The sequence below is a fragment of the Salinimicrobium sp. 3283s genome (assembly GCF_039602225.1).
In the GTDB taxonomy this organism is placed as follows: Bacteria; Bacteroidota; Bacteroidia; order Flavobacteriales; family Flavobacteriaceae; genus Salinimicrobium; species Salinimicrobium profundisediminis.
On sequence record NZ_CP143631.1, the window covers coordinates 2,924,675 to 2,945,922 of the forward strand.

Sequence of the window (21,248 nt, forward strand, 5' to 3'; positions counted from 1 at the left end):
GCTTATGAAGCAGATCCTCTTTCTTTGTTTGCTCCCGCTGACTCTTTTGTCATGTGGCGTAAAAAAGTCCGAAGACACCGCGGTTAAACAACCTGTGGTGTGGCAGCCGATAGATGAGACTGCCCGGCTTGAAGAGCAGGCCTCTCATGAGATAGAAAGAATGAGGTTTAAGCTCATCAATTCAAAATACCTGGACAAGAATGATATCTGGAAGCCTTTTGAGAAAGATCTTGCCGGTTTCTCAGCCAGGAAGTACGAATCTTTAAAGCAGCTTATTTTCGAAAGAAGCATCCCCGAGCTGCAAAGCGCGGTAAAGGATGGCCGCCTTAGCTATGAGGATCTTACGCTGTTCTACATTTACCGCATCAGGGAACTGGAGAGCAATAATGATCTTTCCTTAAATGCGGTGATCGCTTTGAATCCAAATGTAGTTAACCAGGCGAGGGAACTCGATAAAAGAGACATTCCGCCCGGCAGTGAGAACTCCATTTATGGCATGCCCGTGCTTATAAAAGACAATATCAACACCGCCAATCTCGCGACTACCGGCGGAGCCATTGCCCTGGCCGAAAATATACCTGCCAAAAATGCCTTTATTATAGATCGTTTAGAGCAGCATAATGCGCTCATTTTAGGAAAGGCAAACCTCAGTGAATGGGCTTATTATTTTTGTGATGGCTGCCCTTTGGGTTATAGTGCTGTGGGTGGACAAACTCTGAATCCCTACGGAAGGAAACAATTTGAAACCGGCGGCTCCAGCTCCGGAAGTGGTGTTGCCGTTGCCGCAAATTATGCTGTGGCTGCCGTGGGTACCGAAACTGCAGGTTCTATCCTGTCTCCCGCGTCCAAGAATTCGGTGGTAGGTTTAAAACCGACCGTCGGGTTACTGAGCCGCAGTGGTATTATTCCAATTTCGGAAACGCTCGATACGCCCGGCCCCATGACAAAATATGTTATAGACAATGCCATTTTGCTCAATGCCCTTACCGGAAAAGATCCAAAAGACGCAGCATCAGTCGCGGCAAATGAAGATTACGCACAGAGTCTTTCCCGCGATGCTTTAAACGGAAAAAGGATTGGCGTGATGAGATCCCTGATGCAGGATTCCATTTACAACAAGGCCGTGCAAGCCATGAAAGAAGGCGGGGCTGTGATAGTGGAATTTGAAGCCGAAGAAGTGCCGCTCGATAACTTCCTCACCCTGCTAAACGCCGATATGAAGAAAGATCTTTCTGCCTATTTAAGTACCGCTGCGGGAGAACAGGTGCAATTTAGGAGTGTAGATGAGATCGTGGCCTATAATAAAGAAGACAGCCTGCTAAGGGCGCCTTACGGGCAGCAGCTTTTTGAGGCTATTGTGGCCGATACTACCAGCGCTGCCAGTCTTAAAAATATCTCTGCACAGCTGCGCGATAAAGGAAGAAGCTTTTTTGATGTGCCCATGCAAAAGCACAATCTTGATGCCGTGGCGTCAATAAACAATTATCACGCGGCCCATGCAGCCGTGGCTAAATATCCGGCGCTGGCCATTCCTGCGGGGTTTGAGGCCTCGGGAGAGCCTAAGAGCATTACGCTTATCGCCAGGCCTTTTGAAGAACAAAAGCTTTTAAACATGGGTTATGCTTTTGAGCAGCTCAGCTATGCCCGAAAGCCCCCAAAGAATTACAGGTAATATGTCACAACGCAACCTGGAGATCCTCACCAAGATCATCCTCATCTACAGCATCTTTTTTATAGTCATGAAAGCAGTCATCATTTTTGGCGGCTCCTGGCTCGTGCCCAACCTGCTTTTAATGCTTCCGTTTCTCATTTTTGGTGCCATTGCCGGGCTGCAAATCAAACGCAATAACTATTCGTGGTGGCTGGTAGGTATAGGCGCAGCAGTGATCATCATCATCCGGGCTTACGAAACCTCTTTCAGCGTATGGGTGCAGCAGCAAATAGTGAATTAGATTTTTATTACTTCGGAAAAATCCTCTTCTGAAATGCCATTTTTGATACCTTAATAATTCCTGAAGCTAGCATTTCTGCGGAAGTCTCATGCTTTTTTATTGGTGTCAATCCCTGCTGAAGTATTCCCATCTACCGGAAGTGAAGCTGATGCTTTCTCTCCTTAATCTTGCTTATTGCTTTTGCTGAAATCTTCCTGTCTTCCGAAAGCTCTTCATAACGGGGCCCGACATTCTTTTTAAGAAGAAATTATGAATTCCCTGAAGTTGAGGAGGAAAGGCTGAAATTTCCACCTTACCCGGAAATACCTCTCAAAAATTCCATTTTTGGAAAGAACTTATCAGCTTTCTTCCCAAATCGGTTGATAATGAGCACTGTTTTTACGGATTCCCGTAAGCTTCTTTAACAAAAATTTAATAGCTTTACTAAAGGAGCAGCAGGTTTATGATTATCCCTTATAGACGGTGGATAATAAGTGGTTGTTGTTGTGTAAATTGTTACCACTCATTGGGGTAATATTCAAGATAGGGTCCCAAAAATGCCATTTTTGACACCTCTTATTTCCGGGGCAGTTGAGATGCTTCAGTAATTGGTAAATTAATATCTACTTCCGCTGAAATTGAATTCTCCTCTTAACTGCTTCAGAAGAGATTTAAATCTCCGTTTTCTTCAATTCTTCCGCAGTATTAAAGCAGAGATTCAGATTAAATTATTAAAAAATGAACGTTCATTCTTTTTTTGTATATTTGCACTTCAATAAAGTGATGAAAGCAGTTTCAAAAAGTCAGATAAAGCGCGATGCTTTGCTAAAAGCAACAATATGCCTGGTAAACAATAACGGTTTCCACGCAACTCCCATGTCTAAAATTGCCAAAATGGCCAATGTTTCCCCGGCCACCATTTACCTGTATTTTAAGAATAAGCAGGATTTGGCAAATCAGGCATATATAGAGGTGAAAAGTTCTTTCAGCAATTGCGCTTTTAAAGATTATGAACCCAATATGGGGGTAGAAGAGGGGTTTAAAAAGATCTGGATGAATATTGCCACTTTTAAACTAAAAGAGGTTGACCATGCCATGTTCCTTTCCCAATGCGATAACACGCCCATGATAGATGAAGAGAGCAGGCAGGAAGGCCTTAAGCACCTGCAACCGCTTATTGCGCTGTGGGAGCGTGGTAAAGAGGAAGGCCTTGTGAAACCTTATTCGCCTTTTATTTTATATGCTTTTACCGTTTATCCTATCAGCTTTCTGCTCAACACCGAAATGAAAGGCTGGTGCAAAGTAGATAAGCCGGCGCTTGAAAGAGCTTATTCCGCAGCCTGGGACGCTATTAAACTTTAATTTTTCAGAAGCAAGAAGCAGGAAAATTTTTTCCGACAAAAAAAGAATGAACATTCATTAATATATAATCAAAACTATGGAATTATTAGATAAACTCAACTGGCGCTACGCCACCAAAGCAATGAACGGCGAGAAAGTGCCACAGGAAAAGATCGATGCTATTTTAGAAGCGGCTTCGCTGGCCCCAACTTCCAGCGGGTTGCAGCCTTTCGAGATCCTGGTGATCACAAATCCCGAGCTGAAGAAAAAGATAAGGGCTATCGCCTGGGACCAGTCGGTAGTGACCGATTGTTCACATCTGCTCGTTTTTGCGGCCTGGGATACCTATACCGAAGACCGTATCAACAAGGTTTTTGACCATACCAACGAGGTACGTGGCTTCAAAAATGAAGGTTTTGAGAATTATCGTCAGAAGTTGCTTGGCCATTATCCGCAACGGGAAGCTGCCGAAAACTTTAATCACGCTGCCCGCCAGGCATACATCGCCTTTTCACAGGCTATTACTGCCGCTGCTTTTGAAGGGGTAGACAGCACACCAATGGAAGGTTTTGATGAGGCCGCTCTTGATGAGATCCTCAACCTGCGCGAAAAAGGGCTTAAGAGCTGTGTGATCCTGCCGCTTGGCTATCGCGACACCGATAATGACTGGCTTGCCGGTTTGGTAAAGGTGCGCAAACCCAAAGAAGATTTGATCACAGTTCTTGACTAATCCTGAAAAACTATTTATGAGAAATTTTGATTTTAAGAACCCTACGAAAATTATCTTCGGAAAAGGGCAGATAGCAAAACTGAAGGAAGAACTTCCCGAAAATGCCAAAATCCTCATGCTTTATGGCGGCGGAAGTATTAAGCGCAACGGAATTTACGAGCAGGTAAAGGAAGCAATTTCGGGCTTTGAAGTAGTCGAGTTTGGTGGTATTCCTGCCAACCCCGAATACGAGGTTTTGATGAAAGCCCTGAAGGTGATCAAGGAAGAGAATATCACGTTCCTGCTGGCAGTGGGAGGAGGATCGGTCATAGACGGAACAAAATTTTTGGCCTCTGCAGCTTTGTATGAAGGAGAAGAACCATGGGAAATCCTAACGCAGAAAGTGCCAACTACAAAAGCAATGCCTTTTGGTACGGTGCTTACGTTGCCTGCCACGGGTTCAGAAATGAATTCGGGTGCCGTAATTACCCGCGAGGAAACCAAAGAGAAGCTGGGTATGGGTGGCCCGGGATTGTTTCCGGTGTTCTCTATTCTCGATCCGGAAGTAATAAAGTCTATCCCATCGCGGCAACTCGTTAATGGCATCACCGATGCGTTTACCCACGTGCTCGAACAATACATGACCTATCCCAGCGGCGCATTTTTGCAGGACAGGTTTGCTGAAAGCATTATGCAGACGCTTATTGAGGTTGGGCCACAGGTTTTGAACGATCCTTCAGATTATACTGCGGCGTCAAATTTCATGTGGAGCTGTACCATGGCCCTCAACGGACTCATTCAAAAAGGAGTGCCTACAGACTGGGCTGTGCATGCGATGGGCCACGAACTCACTGCGCTTTATGGGATTGACCATGCCCGCACCCTGGCAATAATTGCACCGAGTCATTACAGGTTCAACTTTGAGACTAAGAAAGAGAAACTGGCGCAGTATGCCGAAAGGGTCTGGAACATCACCGAAAGTTCTGTAGATCACAAAGCCTCGGCCGCTATAGACAGGACCGAAGAATTCTTTAACCAGATGGGCATCGACACCAAATTGTCAGCCTATACCGAAGATTACCACGGTACCGCCGAAGAGATCAACAAACGATTCACCGACAGAGGCTGGACAGGCCTGGGAGAACACCAATCCCTCACCCCCGCCAATGTAGAAGAGATCATAAAAATGGCCTATTAGGAGTCTTTACAGGAAGCCTGTTTCCAAAAGAAATGGCACCCATCCCGAGGGTTCGGTATAGATCCCTTCGGAAGGTAAGCTTCTAACGTACCTCCCAACAGCTATCTTAAAGGTTGTGATACATCTTTACATAAAAAGCCTTCTGTGCAAACAGAAGGCTTTTGTCATGATTGGCCGTACGACCCCTTCGGGGTCGCATGATCGTTTCCTGTTATAAACATATAATCCCTTCGGGATGAAACTGTTAATGACCCCGAAGGGGTCAGATGTTTATAGCACGTCAGATGTTTATAGCATTTGCAATGTAGGAATAGATACGACCCCGAAGGGGTCGCACAACCACGCATCAAAAAGATCCGTATTCATAAGATTTTTAGTCAATGATTTTTAGAATTACAATTTACGTAGTAAATTATATAACAATGGGTTACGTTGGTCTATCATTTCTAATCCCCCTCTAAAATTAAAATCATATTTAAAAATTAAATATGCCTGGAACCTTCTCACAGATCTATATTCAAATCGTATTTGCGGTAAAAGGCCGACAAAGCCTGATCTCGGAGCAGTGGGAAGAAGAGCTTTACAAATACATCACCGGCATAGTTACCAACAAGAATCAGAAGTTGCTTGCCATAAACGGAATGCCCGACCACCTTCACATCTTTATAGGCATGAAACCCTCCTGTTGCCTGTCTGATTTGGTCAGGGAGATCAAGAAGGCATCTAATGAATTTATAAACAAGAATAGATTCACCAGATCAAAATTTGAATGGCAGGAAGGCTTCGGAGCCTTTTCGTATTCCTATTCTTCAGTAGATAATGTGGTGAGGTATATTCATAATCAGAAAGAGCACCACCGAAAACGAACTTTTAAGCATGAATACAAAGATTTCCTGGACAAATATCAGGTCGAACACAAAGATGAATATCTTTTCGATTGGATCGAGTAGGTCCGCTACCCAGGCAAGAACAAAGACACTAATTCCACGAGTACCAGTATAGTGTTAACCAAAAGGCCATATACGACCCCTTCAAAGTCGAAAGTCTGCCTACGGGTGAGGTTATAAACATGTAAGATAGTCGATATAATGACCCCAACGCAACGGGGCCAGATGTTGGCAAAAATTATGGGATAAAGGTACGACCCCTTCAGGGTCGAAGGTTTGCTAACTTACGGTTGAGGTTATAAACGTGTAATCCCTTCGGGATTAATTAATAATCGGTATAAATGATCTCAACGCAATGGTCTGATGTTGACAAAAAACCAGGGGATAAAAGGTACGACCCCTTCAGGGTCGAAGATCTGCCTACGGTTGAGGTTATAAACGTGTAATCCCTTCGGGATTAATTGATAGTCGGTATAAATGATCCCAACGCAATGGGGTCCGATGTTGACAAAAAACCATGGGATAAAAGTACGACCCCTTCAGGGTCTAAGGCTTCCTATGAGTGAGGGTTATAAAGATGTAATCCCTTTGGGATTAATTAATAGTCGGTATAAATGATCCCAAACCAACGGGGTCCGATGTTGACAAAAAACCAGGGGATAAAAGGTACGACCCCTTCAGGGTCGAAAGCCTCCTATGAGTGAGGATTATAAACATGTAATATCTTCGGGATTATTAATAATTCGGTATAAATGACCCCAACGCAACGGGGTCAGATGTTGACAAAAAACCAGGGGATAAAAGGTACGACCCCTTCAGGGTCGAAGGTCTGCCTATGAGTGAGGGTTATAAACGTTTAATCCCTTCAGGATTAATTAATTTGGTATATTGTCCCCAATGTAACGATCCGATGTTAGCAAAAAAACCAGGGGATAAAAGGTACGACCCCTTCAAAGTCGAAAGTCTTCCTACGGGTGAGGTTATAAACATGTAATCACTTCGGGATTAATATTCGGTATAATGACCCCGAAGGGGTCAGATGTTTATAGCCCAAATGTTTAGGGAATTTATTACGACCCCGAAGGGGTCGCATGTTGACCCATCACCGTTCATAATGTGAAAGAAGAAAATAAATCCGGGTTAGTTATAGCACAATCAAGACTGGAACCTGAAGTTCAATTCCTCAACTATATTTTCTATTTTTTTGTTTTTAGCTTCCCTGTCCAGGATAATCGCGGGTGCCTGCCTTACCTTGCAATCTATAATTCCGCAGCGTTCACAGGTTACGCCAACCTCCCGCCACGGGATAGCCTTATCTCCTAAAAAGTTCACTTTTCGCTCCAGTTGCTTATTAATGAGTAACCCGATACTTACACTTCTATACTGATTGTTTTTAAAAGGATCTTTAGTTGCAGATGAGATTACTAAATAGGTGGTTCCATGACTTGGATAATTGGAAATCTGCACCCCGAATTCATGATCATTTCCGCTTTTACTTATCTCTTTCAAACCTTTTAAAGAGACCCACCTTCTGCAATAATGTTCATTTGTCTCATTGGCCCGCGGAGAATGATGATGCGTTAAATGGAGTTCCTTATTTAAGATAAATTTTTCGGTTCCTTGTTTATGAGTGAACCTGAGGAAGAACAAGTTTTTTATATTAAAAGCTTTGGGCAGGATGTTGGTTAACCGCTGATAAAAAGATTCCGGGGAAGCATTGAGGGCTTCAAGCATTTGCAGGAAGTGAGCTTCATCAAATATTTTTTTTTCGAAAAAGCTTTCTAGCTGCGAGGTCAGGTTATCTTTTGGAATAATGAGTGCACCGGCAAAATAAGAGGCATAAAAGTTATTGAGTACCTGATCAAACCTCTGAAATTTAATCCACGGAAAAGTGTGCAGCCTGTCTTTTATATCCAGGTAGTTGTAAGCAATTTCTTTGGCGAATATAAAAGTGCGTTGGGCTTCGTCAATCCCGGTAGCGAGTAAAAGCGTTTTGGTTTGAGGTACAAAAACGGAGCGTAGATTGCCTAAAGCCTCATTTTTGCTCAATTCGTTGTCGTTAATCACATACCCATATTCTTCGGTCAGGATCTCTTCTAAAACTTTTGAAGTAAGAGAGCTCGTAAGATCTACCTGATAGGCTTTTGAAAAATTGAGAACCTGCTGCTCTAAATCATCAAAGTAGTTATTATTAGCTTCCTGAAATGAACGTACGGCAGCCAGGAAAAAGCTTTCCTTGCTAAAGCTGTAATGATGTGCAATTTCAATTATGGTACTTATAAACGCAGTTACTTTTGTAGGTGCGTTGGCGACTATATCTATCAGGTTACTTTCTTTAATGCCAAAAAGTTCCAGCGGAATTTCTTTTAGAATCTTCGACTGTAGTAATTCACCAATTGGTGCTAAATTTTTATCCAGCCTTAAAGAGACCATTTGGTCATATGGAACTTCCAGCTTATCTGAGAGCAGTGCTATTTTATCGGGTTTTGGATATTTTTTTCCGTTTTCAATTTCGTTAAGATATGATTTTGATAATCCCGAAAGTTTAGACAATCCAAATAGAGACAAATTTTTGTCAGTCCTTATCTGCTTTAGCTTCAGCCCAAATATGAGTTTGATATAGTCTTCTTCCATAGATCAAATATAAGCCTTTTTGCGAATCTTAATAAATTGCGAATATCTTGTTTTAGCGAACGTTCGCTTGTTTTTTAAAAAACTTTCCAGTAATATTGTCATGTAAAACGCTAAAACTATGAAAACCAAAACCTTAAAAACATCAAATTTGGAATTCTCAAATGATGTAAAAAACTACTATCCGGAAATCCTGACAAATGACGCTCTAAATTTTATAGCAGCGCTTCATGAAAAATTTAATGGGGAAAGACTTTCTCTTTTAAAAAACCGGGTAAACCAGCAAAAGGTTTTTGATGAAGGTAAGTTACCTGAATTTCCGCTGGAGACCAGATCTATTCGGGAAGGAGAATGGAAGGCAGGCAATATTCCGGAAGACCTACAGGACAGGCGGGTAGAAATTACAGGGCCTGTAGATAGAAAAATGGTGATCAATGCTTTAAATTCAGGTGCCAAAACATTTATGGCCGACCTTGAAGACAGTACTTCGCCCACCTGGCAAAATGTAATTGAAGGTCAGCAAAACCTGATTGATGCCAATAACAAGACCATCTCACTGGTAGATTCAGAAAGAAACAAATCTTACAGCCTTAACCCGGAAACAGCTGTTTTATTGGTTAGGCCCAGAGGCCTGCATTTAAACGAGAAGCACGTGCTAATCAATGGAGAGGAAACTTCGGGTAGCCTGGTAGACTTCGGTTTGTATGTTTTCCATAATACAAGAACAATGCTGGAGCATAATACTGCACCTTACTTTTATCTTCCAAAATTAGAAAACTATAAAGAAGCGCGCTGGTGGAATGACGTATTTAATTTTTCACAGGATTATCTGGAAGTTCCAAAAGGTACTTTTAAGGCGACTGTTCTTATTGAAACCATTACTGCAAGTTTCCAGTTAGACGAGATCATATATGAACTTAAAGATCACATTGTGGGTCTTAACTGTGGTCGCTGGGATTACATTTTTTCATACATCAAGAAATTCAGGAACCATCCGGACTTTGTGGTGCCAAACCGGGATCAGGTTACTATGACCACTCCTTTTATGGAGGCGTATTCCAAACTCGTAATTCAGCGTTGCCATAAACGCGGTATCCATGCCATTGGCGGTATGGCTGCTCAAATCCCTATTAAAAATGATGAAGAGGCCAACGCAGCAGCACTGGAAAAAGTTAGGAAAGACAAAGAGCGTGAAGTTAAAAATGGACACGATGGTACCTGGGTTGCACACCCTGCCCTGGTAGAAGTAGCTATGGCAGAGTTTGACAAACATATGCCAAATCCAAATCAATTGCACGTGACTCGTGACGACGTGAATATTTCTGAAGAAGACCTGGTAGAAATACCAAAGGGTACTGTTACAGAAGCCGGAATAAGAAAGAATATCAACGTCGGAATTCTTTATACTGAAGCCTGGCTGAGAGGTTATGGTGCCGTGGCCCTTTACAACTTAATGGAAGATGCCGCTACTGCCGAAATTTCAAGAACGCAATTATGGCAATGGCTAAAGCATGAAGTAGTGCTGGAAGACGGACGTAAATTCAATACGGAGTTATACATCGATCTGTTAAATGATGAAGCCGAAAAGATATTATCTGGTTCGGGAGAGTATTTTAATGAAAACAACCGCTACAAACTTGCTATTGAGCTTTTTGATAAGCTGGTATTATCAGAAAAATTTGAAGAGTTCTTAACGCTTCCCGCTTACAAATACATCTAAAAAAGCAATCCTGCGATTGCGGCAACAATCAGCAGGATCTAATTATTAATAATAAATAACATCTAACAAAATTATGAAAATTCAACCACAAACAAACTACCGTTCTGCATTAGAAGCTGTGAAAAAACTTAAGGAAAAGTATGGGGAAACATGGAATTCCATCAATCCCGAAAGTGCAGCCAGGATGATTACTCAAAACAGGTTTAGAACCGGTTTGGACATCGCCAGGTATACCGCAGCAATTATGAGAAAAGATATGGAGGAGTATGACGCAGATCCTTCTCAATACACACAGTCTCTAGGTAGCTGGCATGGATTTGTGGCGCAGCAAAACATGATAGCTGTTAAAAAGCACCACAAAAGCACCAGTAAAAAATACCTGTATCTTTCTGGCTGGATGGTTGCTGCCCTGCGTTCAGAATTTGGGCCACTACCAGATCAATCCATGCACGAGAAAACGGCTGTCCCTTCATTGATAAATGAAATATATGATTTCTTGCGACAGGCCGATGCGGTTGAGCTAAACGACCTTTTTAAAAGACTTGAGAAAGGAGAAGATGTGCAGGATAAAATTGACAATTTTGAAACTCATGTAGTGCCTATTATTGCTGATATCGACGCCGGATTTGGAAACGAGGAAGCGACCTATTTACTGGCAAAAAAAATGATCCAGGCAGGAGCTTGCGCTATTCAAATTGAAAATCAGGTTTCTGATGCCAAACAATGCGGGCATCAGGATGGGAAGGTCACTGTACCTCACGAAGATTTTATTGCTAAACTAAATGCCATCAGGTACGCTTTTATTGAACTGGGGGTAGAAGACGGAATTATTGTAGCCAGAACAGATTCTGAAGGTGCCGGCCTCACTCAAAAACTTCCGGTGAGTCAGGAGCCGGGAGATTTGGCTTCTAAGTATCTGGCTTTTATAGAAGCCGAAACTATCGATATCAATGAAGCCAAAGAAGATGATGTGCTCCTTAAAAGAGATGGTAAACTAATGCGCCCCGTAAGACTGGCCAATGGATTGTACAAATTTAAAGAAGGTTCAAACATAGACAGGGTTGTTTTAGATTGTATTACGAGTCTTCAAAATGGCGCAGATCTTTTATGGATAGAAACGCCCACCCCTAATGTGAAACAGATCGCTCACATGGTGAACAGAATAAGAGAAGTGGTGCCAAATGCCAAGTTGGTTTATAATAACTCGCCATCTTTTAACTGGACCCTGAACTTCCGCCATCAGGCTTATGATGAAATGCTTGCAGAAGGTGAAAATATGACCGGGTATGATAGAAATAATCTTATGGATGCAGCATATGATGGTACCGAACTATGTTTTAGGGCAGACAGGAAGATTAAGAAGTTCCAGGTTGATGGTGCAAGAGAAGCGGGAATTTTCCATCATTTGATTACCCTGCCAACCTATCATACTACTGCGCTTCACATGCATGATCTTACCGCAGGGTATTTTTCTGAAGAAGGTATGCTAGCCTATGTGAGCGGAGTTCAAAGACAGGAAATTCGTAAAGGGGTTTCCTGTGTAAAACATCAACGCATGGCAGGATCAGATCTGGGAGATGATCATAAAACCTTCTTTTCAGGAGAAAAAGCCCTGAAAGCAGGGGGTGAAAAGAACACCAGTAACCAGTTTAAAGAACAGGAATCTGTTACAGAGCGCGAACCCGTTTTGGACAAATAATACTTAAAATAATAAATGCGATATTTAAGGAGATCGCATTTATTATTTTAGAACAGCTTATACAGAAGATTAACCTCAGAAAAAAGAAGAATGAAAGGCAGAAAATTACTTATGATTCCCGGCCCTATAGAATTTGAACCTGAAGTGTTACAGGCCATGGGAATGCCTACTAACAGTCATGTAGCGCCAGACTTTATTGAGACTTTCGGGAATAGCCTGGAGCTAATGCGGGAGGTATGGAAATCTCCCACCGGGCAACCTTTTATCGTTGCCGGGACGGGCACCCTGGCTATGGATATGGCCGCTGCCAATCTAATTGAACAGGGAGATCGTGTGCTGGTAATTTCTACAGGATACTTTGGCCAACGCTTCAGGGATATTATGGATCGTTATGGCGCAAAGACCACCATTCTGGAAATGCCATTAGGCGAAGTGGTAAGCCTGGAAGCAATAGAAAAAGAGCTTAAAAACCAACAGTATAAAGCTTTGACCATTACTCATGTAGATACTTCTACCGGAGTACTTGTAGATCCTGAACCCATTGCAAAACTAGCCCAAAAGTACAATACGCTAAGTATCTTAGATGGCGTTTGCTCGGTTGCAGGAGAAAAGATCAATCAGGAGGAATGGGGGCTTGATGTGGTTTTGACAGGATCTCAAAAGGCCATTGGTGTACCGCCGGGGCTGGCGCTTCTGGTAGCCTCCCCGAAAGCTATGGATGTCTGGAAAAACAGGAAATCGCCGGTAGCCAATTATTATGCCGACTGGAATAACTGGTTGCCCATAATGAAAGCTTACGAAGAAAGAAGGCCTTCATACTTTGGAACGCCGGCAGTGAATTTAATTGTTGCCTTAGAAACCAGCTTGAAAATAATAGCTGCAGAAGGCATCGAAAAAAGGGTAAACCGGCATTTCAACCTGGCAAAAGCCTTCCGGGCAGGTATTTCTTCCTTAAATCTCGAAATATTGCCCAAAAGCGATGAAGTAGCCGCTAATACCCTTACGGCAGCTTACTATCCATCGGGAATTGAAGGCGCGGCTTTGCTTTCAAAAATTGCTCAAAGCGAGGTGGTACTGGCGGGTGGACTTTTGCCAGAGATAAAAACCAAATATTTCAGGATTGGTCATATGGGATCAGTTTCAGCAAATGATTTGCTTGCTGTCTTAGGTGCGTTAGAACGCGCATTAATGGAATCAGGACATCAAATTGAGCCTGGAAAAAGTTTACAGGCATTTCAAAAGGAGCTTTTAAAATCTGACTGATAGTTCCTTAAATTAATTTTCTAATGAAAAACACCTTCCAAAAATGACATTTTTGGAAGGTGTTTTTGGTTAATAACGGGCACGGATTATAAATCTGCGCCGGCTCTGTTTTGTTTCTGCGGAAGTCTGCGCATTCAGCGGGAATATCTTCCGAAGCAATTTTACTGAAATTGAGTCTTTAGAAGTTTACTCGTCACGGATTACAAATCCGCATCGGCTCTGTTCTGTTTCTGAGGAAATCTTCGGGAAGTAGTTAAGATAAAAAAGAGTTGTAGTCCATAAGATCTTAATCTTCAGTAATTCAGAAAAATGCAGATGATTCGAATTTCAAAAGCTTAAGTTGTAACATGATATATTTCTCATTTTTGATCGTATCTTTGCAGCCGCTTTGAAGAACCTCTTTTTTCAAAACCTCCCAGGTTTTGGAAACCTGGGAGGTTTGACGATGAAAAATTGAAGTATGAGAACAAAGTCATTAAAAAAGAACAGGATCAACGTGGTCACCCTTGGCTGCAGTAAGAACGTCTACGACAGCGAGGTGCTTATGGGCCAGCTGAAGGCGAACAACAAAGATGTGGTGCATGAGCAGGAGGGGAATATCGTGGTGATCAACACCTGTGGCTTTATTGACAATGCAAAAGAGCAGTCTGTAAACACCATTTTAGAGTATGTAGAGCTGAAGGAGCAGGGAGAAGTTGATAAGGTTTTTGTTACCGGATGCCTTAGCGAGCGCTACAAACCCGATCTTGTAAAAGAGATTCCTGATGTTGACCAGTATTTCGGAACCACCGAACTTCCTGAACTGCTTGCTGCTCTTGAAGCCGATTACAAGCACGAACTTATTGGGGAACGTTTAACCACGACTCCAAAGAATTACGCTTACCTCAAGATCGCCGAAGGTTGTGATCGTCCCTGTTCTTTTTGTGCGATTCCGCTTATGCGCGGGAAACATAAATCCACTCCCATTGAAAATTTGGTGGCAGAAGCTAAAAAACTCGCCGCTCAGGGTGTGAAAGAGCTTATTCTTATTGCGCAGGATCTTACATATTACGGACTTGATCTTTATAAAAAACGAAACCTGGCCGAACTTCTTGAAAACCTGGTGAAGGTGGAGGGAATTGATTGGATCAGGTTGCACTACGCTTTCCCAACAGGTTTTCCTATGGATGTACTGGAGGTGATGAAGCGGGAGCCTAAGGTTTGTAATTATCTGGATATTCCGTTGCAGCATGTTTCTGATGATTTGCTGAAGTCTATGCGCCGCGGAACCACCCATGAAAAAACAACGAATTTACTGAAGGAATTCCGTGCTAAGGTGCCAGAAATGGCAATTAGAACGACTCTTATTGTTGGATATCCCGGAGAAACTGAAGCTCATTTTGAAGAACTGAAGCAGTGGGTGAAAGACATGCGTTTTGAGCGCCTGGGCTGTTTCACCTATTCGCACGAAGAAAATACGCACGCTTACAATCTTGAAGATGATGTGCCGCAGGAAGTAAAGCAGGAGAGAGCTAACGAGATCATGGAAATTCAGTCGCAGATCTCCTGGGAACTGAATCAGCAGAAAATAGGGCAGACCTTCAACGTTGTTATCGACCGCAAAGAAGGCGAAAACTACGTGGGAAGAACCGAACATGATTCCCCCGATGTTGATAATGAAGTGCTGATCGATGCTACCAAAATATACCTGAAGACAGGAGAGTTCTACGAAGTAAAGATCACAGATGCCGCCGATTTTGACCTTTTTGGAGAACCGGTGAATGTGAATATCGAGAAGCCTAAGCGGAAGGTGCTTTTTAATCAGTAAACAGTTCGCAGTTTTTAAGTAGGCAGTCAGGAAAAGACCACGGATGCACGGATGTTTTCTTGAAAAGTCTAAACCTCACAGGTTTCAAAACCTGTGAGGTTTTTTTTATACGGGAGGTTCTAAACGAAAAAGAGTTATTATTGTATAGAAGTTTAGCTCTTGCCTATGATCAAAATTATAAGAAAGCGACATTTCTTCAGGCAACATTATAACCTGATCCTGGGTTTACTGTGGCTCAGTATTGGAATTGCTTATTATTTGGTCGAGGGGACTAAGGGTTTTAATATTTTATCTGTTTTTAACCTGCTAATAGGATTAGCATACCTGGCAATTCATTTTTATCAGAGAGATCGCAATCAGGAATTTATTGCCTGGAATGAGGAGCAGGTGATCCTGAGCAAATTGCAACTTAAACCGGTAACCTATTCCAGAACCCAGATTAGCAGAATCACAATTACTAATAGCTATTTTATTCTCCATACCAATTCAGAGACTCCCGGAGAAACAATGGAACTTACAGGCTATAGTGAGAGTGATCTTGATCTGCTAAAATCCCGGTTTCCTAATCAAAAGATTTCAGCGTAATTTTTTATGAGGATACCGTTCAAAGAGATCCTGAAATAAATTCAGGTTGACTGGGATTTTTCAGGCGTCACGCTTAACTATTTCAACATCAACGGATAAAACCTAACAGGTCTCAAAGACCTGTTAGGTTTGTGGTGTTTAATAGTATTTAAAAGTTCCCGTAAGACCTGCAAGGTTTTCAAAACCTTGCAGGTCTTAAAACATCTCAGTACTCAATACTCACTTCTCAATACTATGCAATAGTGATCTCATCTGTCAAATACACCTCCTGCACACTTTGCAGGATCTCAACGCCATCTTTCAACGGCCGCTGAAATGCCTTTCGGCCCATAATTAATCCGCTGCCGCCGGCGCGTTTGTTGATCACAGCTGTTTTTACTGCTGACTTAAAATCTGAGTCGCCCTCTGAGCCACCGCCAGAGTTAATTAGTCCGATTTTGCCCATGTAGCAGTTCGCCACCTGCAGGCGGCACAGGTCAATGGGATGATCTGTAGAAAGACTTTCATACATTTCTTCGGAATGCTTGGCAAAGTTGATGTCCTGAAATCCGAAATTGGTGGTAGGTAATTTTTGTTTGATAACATCAGCCTTGATAGTAACGCCAATATGGTTTGCCTGCCCTGTAAGATCGGCGGCAGAATGGTAATCCTTTCCGTCCTTTTTGAAGGCTGAATTTCGGGTGTAGCACCATAAAATTGTGGCCATTCCCAGTTGATGGGCTTCTTCAAAAGCTGCAGCTACTTCCTGAATTTGCCTTGTGCTTTCCTCACTTCCGAAGTAAATAGTAGCGCCAATCGCCGTCGCGCCCATGTCCCAAGCCCCTTTCACGTTTCCGAAGGGAATTTGATCGTATTTATTGGGATAGGTGAGTAGTTCGTTGTGGTTGATCTTTACCACAAAGGGAATTTTATGGGCGTATTTACGTGCGTGTAAAGCCAGGCCGCCAAAAGTGGAGGCAACCCCGTTACAACCCGCCTCAATAGCAAGTTTGACGATGTTTTCGGGATCAAAATAATCCTTGTTCTTGTAAAAAGAGGCTGCAGCACTGTGTTCAATTCCCTGGTCTACAGGAAGAATGTTGAGGTATCCTGTACCACCAAGGGCACCGTGATTGTACAACTGCGCCAGACTTTTCAACACCTGCGGACTACGGTCACTTTCAGCAAAATTTTCGACACTATTAGGTCCTGGAACTGTCAATCTCTCTTTTGGGATCTTTTTACTGGTATGCTCCAGTAAATTTGAAGCATCATCTCCCAAAATTTCTGTGATCTTATCGATATAACTCATAATTAGAAGGTTTTTATTGGCTATGAGTCTGAAGTTAAGATTTTTAAGGAAGAAGGCTTTGCTGGCGCTTCTTAAAATATGTATAAATTCAGCGATACTGGTAAAAAATTCCGTCGTCAAAAGGCGTCCAGAGGCAGGCCCTTAAATCGGCATTTTTGAGACCGTTATTGATCCAGGTATTGCAGGTGTAGAAAGAATTTAGAGATCTTTTTGCATGAAAGAAAGCATCATTTTGATTGTAATGAAGATCTCTTACGGGAATCACCCCACCTGCAGCGTTAATTTCAAAGCTCTTAGCCACATAACTTACCAGGTCGCGATATTGTTCTTCAGAAATATCTACGGAAATAACAGGCTGAGTGAATCTTGGCATTGGCTCAAAAGTGACATGCATAGCCGAAGGAGTGGGCAGGAAGACCGCTTTCATGGCTGTTGGAAAGCTGAGGTCGCTCCATTGCGGGGTGGTCTGGTAGAATTCGAGATCGCCCCAGCCAAAAGAAATGTATTCAAAATTTGCCCTTTTTGAGGGGATATGTTGGGGAGAAACCAAGGTTTCCCAATCCATTATTTGATTTTGAACCGGAAAAATAAAATCGGTATGTGCTCCGTTGGTGCGAAGGTAGATGGTGATATCTCCTCCCTGCGGCTGATCTTTATTGACCGGGATCACCGAACCTATAACGGCCGATACAAAGTAAAGCAGCATGAGCAATAAAAAGGCGAGCAGCCCTTTGGCAAAAAACTTTATGATCCTCTCCAGGATCTTCATATTTTTCTTTGCAGCAGTTCCTTTAATGCTGTTTTGAAAATTTCTATTTCATCGAGGGTATTGTAGGGCGCAAATCCTATACGTATCCATCCTCCTGTTTCCATTACCGGAAAAACTTCGGCCATGGTAGAAGCATAGAAATGCCCGTCGCCTATAAAGAGGTTGAATTTTTCAGCAAAGAATTGCGTGGCTTCGCGGGAGTGAATTCCGTCGATCCTGAAAGCGAAAGTCGGTGTTTTTATAACTTCCGAAGAAGCGCGGTAAAGCGTTACTTCAGGAATAGATTTCAGGAATTCCTCCAGGGAATCCATCAATTCCTGTTCATGAGATTCTATTGCTTCCATTCCTGCTTTTAATCGCTGTCTCCGGGTATCGCCGGTTCCTAAACTTTCGAGAAAACCAATGGCACCGCAGAGGCCGGCAATGGCTTCATGGTTTTGAGTTCCGGTTTCCAGCTTATACGGAATTTGATTGGGAGCCGGTTGTAACTTTGGAATTTCCAGGGTCTCAAAAATGGCTTTTTTGATAGCCGCTATTCCCAGGTGTGGACCGAAGAACTTATATACCGAACAGAAAAGAATATCGCTCTCGAGATCCTGCTTGTCAACCAGAAAATGCGGTACTGCGTGTACAGCATCGGCAATGGTGATGGCATTTACCTTTTTTGCCACCTTAAAAATTTTCTTCGCATCACTAATGGTGCCGGTAAGGTTGGAAGAAAGCCCTATGGCTACAATCCTGGTTTTTTCATTGATAATTGTATCCAGGTTTGAAAGATCGTGGGTGAGACTTTGTTTATCAACAGGAATGAATTTTACGGTTGCGCCGGTTTCTTTTGCCAGGTGGATCCAGGGATCTACATTGGCCCTGTGATCAAGTTGAGTGACAACAATTTCATCTCCTTGCTTCAGCAGAGGCCTAAGGCTGTGGGAAACCTGGAAAGCCAGGCTGGTCATGTTCTGACCAAAAGCGACTTCTTCAGCAGAACAATTCAGTAGATCACCCACAGCTTGTTTAGCTTCCTCTAAAAGGGCATCTGTCTTTATACTGGTAGCAAAAGTGCCGTGCAGGTTAGCCATTCCGGTTTCAATATATTCCAGCATACGGTCAATGCAGGCCTGTACCATTTGCGTGCCGCCGGGGCCGTCAAAATAAATGGGGAATACCTGTTCTTTATTCCTGAAATTCAAAGCCCGGAACTGCGACCGTACCTCATCTATACGAAACTTTTTATTTGGCATGTTTTCTTCTTCTTTTATGGTCTATATAAATGTAAATGGCGTAAAGAATGGCGCCTACGCCACCAACCCAATAAAGCCCGTTCTCAAGTTTATCAATATCGGTCGAAAAATATCCTACAGCCAGGGAAAGAGGGATCATTCCGGCGTAAGTGGCTATCATGAATTTTTTGTAATCCATTTTAAAGATACCCGCAATAAAAGCTATGGCATCATTTGAGAAAAACGGGGAGATGCGAAAGAGTACTACAGTTCCTGAGCTGTAATGCGTGATCCAGTATTTCCATTTTTTCTGTTTTTTTTCACTAATAAGTTCAAATCGCTTTCCTATATAATATCCCAGGCTAGAAGCTATCCCCACGCCTATAAGATTGATCAAAACTCCCCACCAGAAACCGTATGCCAGTACCCCCACAATAATTGGGAGCCAGGAAGGAAAAATGATCAGGAACATTTGAAGTACAATGAACACGATAATGGCCAATGGCCCCCAAACGCCAAACTGCTTTACGTAATCTTTTATCCTTTCCCTGTCTTCACTCAATAATACATCCCAGGCTTCTTTTACTGTGTCCTGGAAAGGGGGATGTGTAAAATACAGAATGACCAGGAAAAGGAGGATACTTCCGCTAAGAATAAAGGACAGGTATTTTTTTATAAAGTTTTTACTCAAATCAGGTTTTAAATGGACCTACAAATTAATTACTTTTTGAACAGCCTCCGCGGTAATTAATATTATTCTAACGTCTTACAAGGGAAAAATTAAACTTTACTTCATCTTTATTTAACACGCAATAGGTAAAAACGTCGCATTTTTGAACCACAATCATATAATCTTAGTTTTTGTCGATTTAGATGTATGAGGTAAGGTTGCTCTTTAGGGGGCAACCTTTTTACTTATTAGTAATCTGCTGATAACGTTCTCTTAACATTCAATCCTGTTCTTTGTTGCCGACAAAAACTAAGAAATAATGAAAATTACTACCGGCCTATTTTCGGTTTTAGCCTTTTTAATTTCATTGCATGTGCAGGGACAGGATCTTACAGAGAATACTTTTGGAAAGGGTCTTGTTAATGTAGTGGCAAAAGACAGCTCTTACAGTGCAAATTTCTCTTTAAGAATGCAATCCCTGTTTACTTCTGCCTGGAATATTTCTGAAGATGATGGCTTTGGAGATGTAGAAGCTAATTTCCTGGTTAGAAGAGCCCGCTTAAAATTTCAGGGGTTTGCTTACACCCCAAAACTTACTTACAAACTGGAGCTGGGATTATCCAATCGTGATATTTCCGGAGCATCAGTCTATAATGGAGATACCCCCAGGTACATACTGGATGCAGTGGTTAAATGGAATTTCTACGAAAACTTTGAACTTTGGGCAGGGCAAACCAAACTTCCCGGCAACAGGGAGCGAATTATTTCTTCCGGAAGCCTTGAAACTGTAGATCGTTCTCTGGTGAACAGCAGGTTCAATATAGACCGGGATATGGGAATACAGTTGCACCATGAAATTTATCCCGGAGGGAATTTCATCATTAGAGAAGCCATTTCTATAGCCCAGGGAGAAGGAAGAAATGTTACAGCAGGAAATATTGGAGGATTGCAATATACCGGAAGGCTCGAATTATTGCCTTTTGGAGACTTTGCCGACTATACCGGGGCCGATTTTGCCAGGGAAACAACACCCAAACTTGCGCTGGGAATATCCTATGATTATAACAATAATGCGGTGAGAACGAGATCTAACTCGGGTACCTATATGCTTACCGATGACGGATTTTTTGAGACAGATATTACCACCTTTTTTGTGGATGCTATTTTCAAATACCGCGGAATTTCGGCCATGGCTGAATATGCACATCGTGCCGCAGACGAAGCTTTCGCCAGAAATGCTGATGGCACTTTAACCGGAGATGCTGTAAACATTGGAAGTGGGTTTAATGTACAGGCAGGTTACCTGTTTAAGAACAACATTCAATTACTGGGTAGATATACCACCATTGATCTTGATGACCAGGTGACCCAGCTGGTAGAAGACCAGTATACGCTGGGGCTTTCAAAGTACATCGTAAAACATAAACTAAAGGTGCAGACAGATATTAATTACACCGACCTTAATCTTGGTCTTGACGACAATCTTACTTATAGACTACAATTCGAACTTCATTTATAAAAACAAAT

17 protein-coding genes are annotated in these 21,248 nt (G+C 42.4%); 12 read left to right on the forward strand and 5 right to left on the reverse strand.

The features are described 5' to 3' along the window. Positions 1-4: 4 nt before the first annotated feature. From VS868_RS13015 to tnpA, 6 genes are all read left to right on the forward strand, one after another. Positions 5-1,672 (forward strand): amidase family protein, encoded by a 1,668-nt coding sequence (locus VS868_RS13015; RefSeq protein ID WP_345598128.1) that lies wholly within the window; start codon positions 5-7, stop codon positions 1,670-1,672. A gap of 1 nt (position 1,673) precedes the next feature. Then, a complete protein-coding gene (locus tag VS868_RS13020; protein WP_345598130.1) occupies positions 1,674-1,952 on the forward strand; it encodes a hypothetical protein in 279 nt (92 codons plus the stop codon). A gap of 717 nt (positions 1,953-2,669) precedes the next feature. After that, positions 2,670-3,293 carry a TetR/AcrR family transcriptional regulator gene (locus VS868_RS13025; protein ID WP_345598132.1) on the forward strand — a complete coding sequence of 208 codons (624 nt, stop codon included), beginning with the start codon at positions 2,670-2,672 and terminating at the stop codon, positions 3,291-3,293. A gap of 76 nt (positions 3,294-3,369) precedes the next feature. After that, entirely contained in the window at positions 3,370-4,002 is a 633-nt protein-coding gene (locus VS868_RS13030) for an NAD(P)H-dependent oxidoreductase (protein WP_345598134.1), read from the forward strand. A 16-nt stretch (positions 4,003-4,018) separates the two neighbouring features. Continuing rightward, entirely contained in the window at positions 4,019-5,179 is a 1,161-nt protein-coding gene (locus tag VS868_RS13035; RefSeq protein WP_345598136.1) for an iron-containing alcohol dehydrogenase, read from the forward strand. 488 nt (positions 5,180-5,667) lie between these two features. After that, the gene (gene tnpA, locus VS868_RS13040; protein ID WP_266070362.1) at positions 5,668-6,129 is read left to right on the forward strand and encodes an IS200/IS605 family transposase; all 462 of its coding nucleotides are present in this window, start codon (positions 5,668-5,670) and stop codon (positions 6,127-6,129) included. A gap of 1,092 nt (positions 6,130-7,221) precedes the next feature. Here tnpA and VS868_RS13045 read toward each other — a convergent pair. Then, positions 7,222-8,700, reverse strand: coding sequence for a helix-turn-helix transcriptional regulator (locus VS868_RS13045; protein ID WP_266070360.1), 1,479 nt, complete (start codon positions 8,698-8,700; stop codon positions 7,222-7,224). Positions 8,701-8,818: 118 nt separating this feature from the next. Between VS868_RS13045 and aceB the strand changes: the two genes are divergently transcribed. The 5 genes from aceB to VS868_RS13070 all read left to right on the forward strand — a co-directional run bounded on the left by aceB (position 8,819) and on the right by VS868_RS13070 (position 15,771). Beyond that, a complete protein-coding gene (gene aceB / locus VS868_RS13050; protein ID WP_345598142.1) occupies positions 8,819-10,417 on the forward strand; it encodes a malate synthase A in 1,599 nt (532 codons plus the stop codon). A 73-nt stretch (positions 10,418-10,490) separates the two neighbouring features. Next, positions 10,491-12,116 carry an isocitrate lyase gene (locus tag VS868_RS13055; RefSeq protein WP_345598144.1) on the forward strand — a complete coding sequence of 542 codons (1,626 nt, stop codon included), beginning with the start codon at positions 10,491-10,493 and terminating at the stop codon, positions 12,114-12,116. A gap of 90 nt (positions 12,117-12,206) precedes the next feature. Beyond that, positions 12,207-13,379, forward strand: coding sequence for an alanine--glyoxylate aminotransferase family protein (locus VS868_RS13060; protein ID WP_345598146.1), 1,173 nt, complete (start codon positions 12,207-12,209; stop codon positions 13,377-13,379). 460 nt (positions 13,380-13,839) lie between these two features. Continuing rightward, positions 13,840-15,186: a 30S ribosomal protein S12 methylthiotransferase RimO gene (gene rimO / locus VS868_RS13065; protein ID WP_345598148.1), complete on the forward strand. Its 1,347-nt coding sequence runs from the start codon at positions 13,840-13,842 to the stop codon at positions 15,184-15,186. Positions 15,187-15,351: 165 nt separating this feature from the next. Continuing rightward, positions 15,352-15,771: a hypothetical protein gene (locus VS868_RS13070; protein ID WP_266070355.1), complete on the forward strand. Its 420-nt coding sequence runs from the start codon at positions 15,352-15,354 to the stop codon at positions 15,769-15,771. A gap of 232 nt (positions 15,772-16,003) precedes the next feature. Here VS868_RS13070 and VS868_RS13075 read toward each other — a convergent pair whose 3' ends face one another. The 4 genes from VS868_RS13075 to VS868_RS13090 form a co-directional block, all read right to left on the reverse strand. Then, the gene (locus VS868_RS13075; RefSeq protein ID WP_345598151.1) at positions 16,004-17,062 is read right to left on the reverse strand and encodes a class I fructose-bisphosphate aldolase; all 1,059 of its coding nucleotides are present in this window, start codon (positions 17,060-17,062) and stop codon (positions 16,004-16,006) included. Positions 17,063-17,150: 88 nt separating this feature from the next. Further along, the gene (locus VS868_RS13080; protein ID WP_266070352.1) at positions 17,151-17,831 is read right to left on the reverse strand and encodes a TIGR02117 family protein; all 681 of its coding nucleotides are present in this window, start codon (positions 17,829-17,831) and stop codon (positions 17,151-17,153) included. Next, entirely contained in the window at positions 17,828-19,072 is a 1,245-nt protein-coding gene (locus tag VS868_RS13085) for a cysteine desulfurase-like protein (RefSeq protein ID WP_345598153.1), read from the reverse strand. The genes VS868_RS13080 and VS868_RS13085 overlap by 4 nt, the downstream gene beginning before the upstream one ends. Continuing rightward, positions 19,062-19,742, reverse strand: a complete 681-nt coding sequence (locus tag VS868_RS13090; RefSeq protein WP_266070348.1) for a VTT domain-containing protein — start codon at positions 19,740-19,742, stop codon at positions 19,062-19,064. Before VS868_RS13090 ends, VS868_RS13085 begins: the two co-directional genes overlap by 11 nt. A gap of 298 nt (positions 19,743-20,040) precedes the next feature. Here VS868_RS13090 and VS868_RS13095 point away from each other — a divergent pair, with 298 nt between their 5' ends. After that, entirely contained in the window at positions 20,041-21,240 is a 1,200-nt protein-coding gene (locus VS868_RS13095; RefSeq protein ID WP_345598156.1) for a porin, read from the forward strand. Positions 21,241-21,248: the final 8 nt, after the last annotated feature.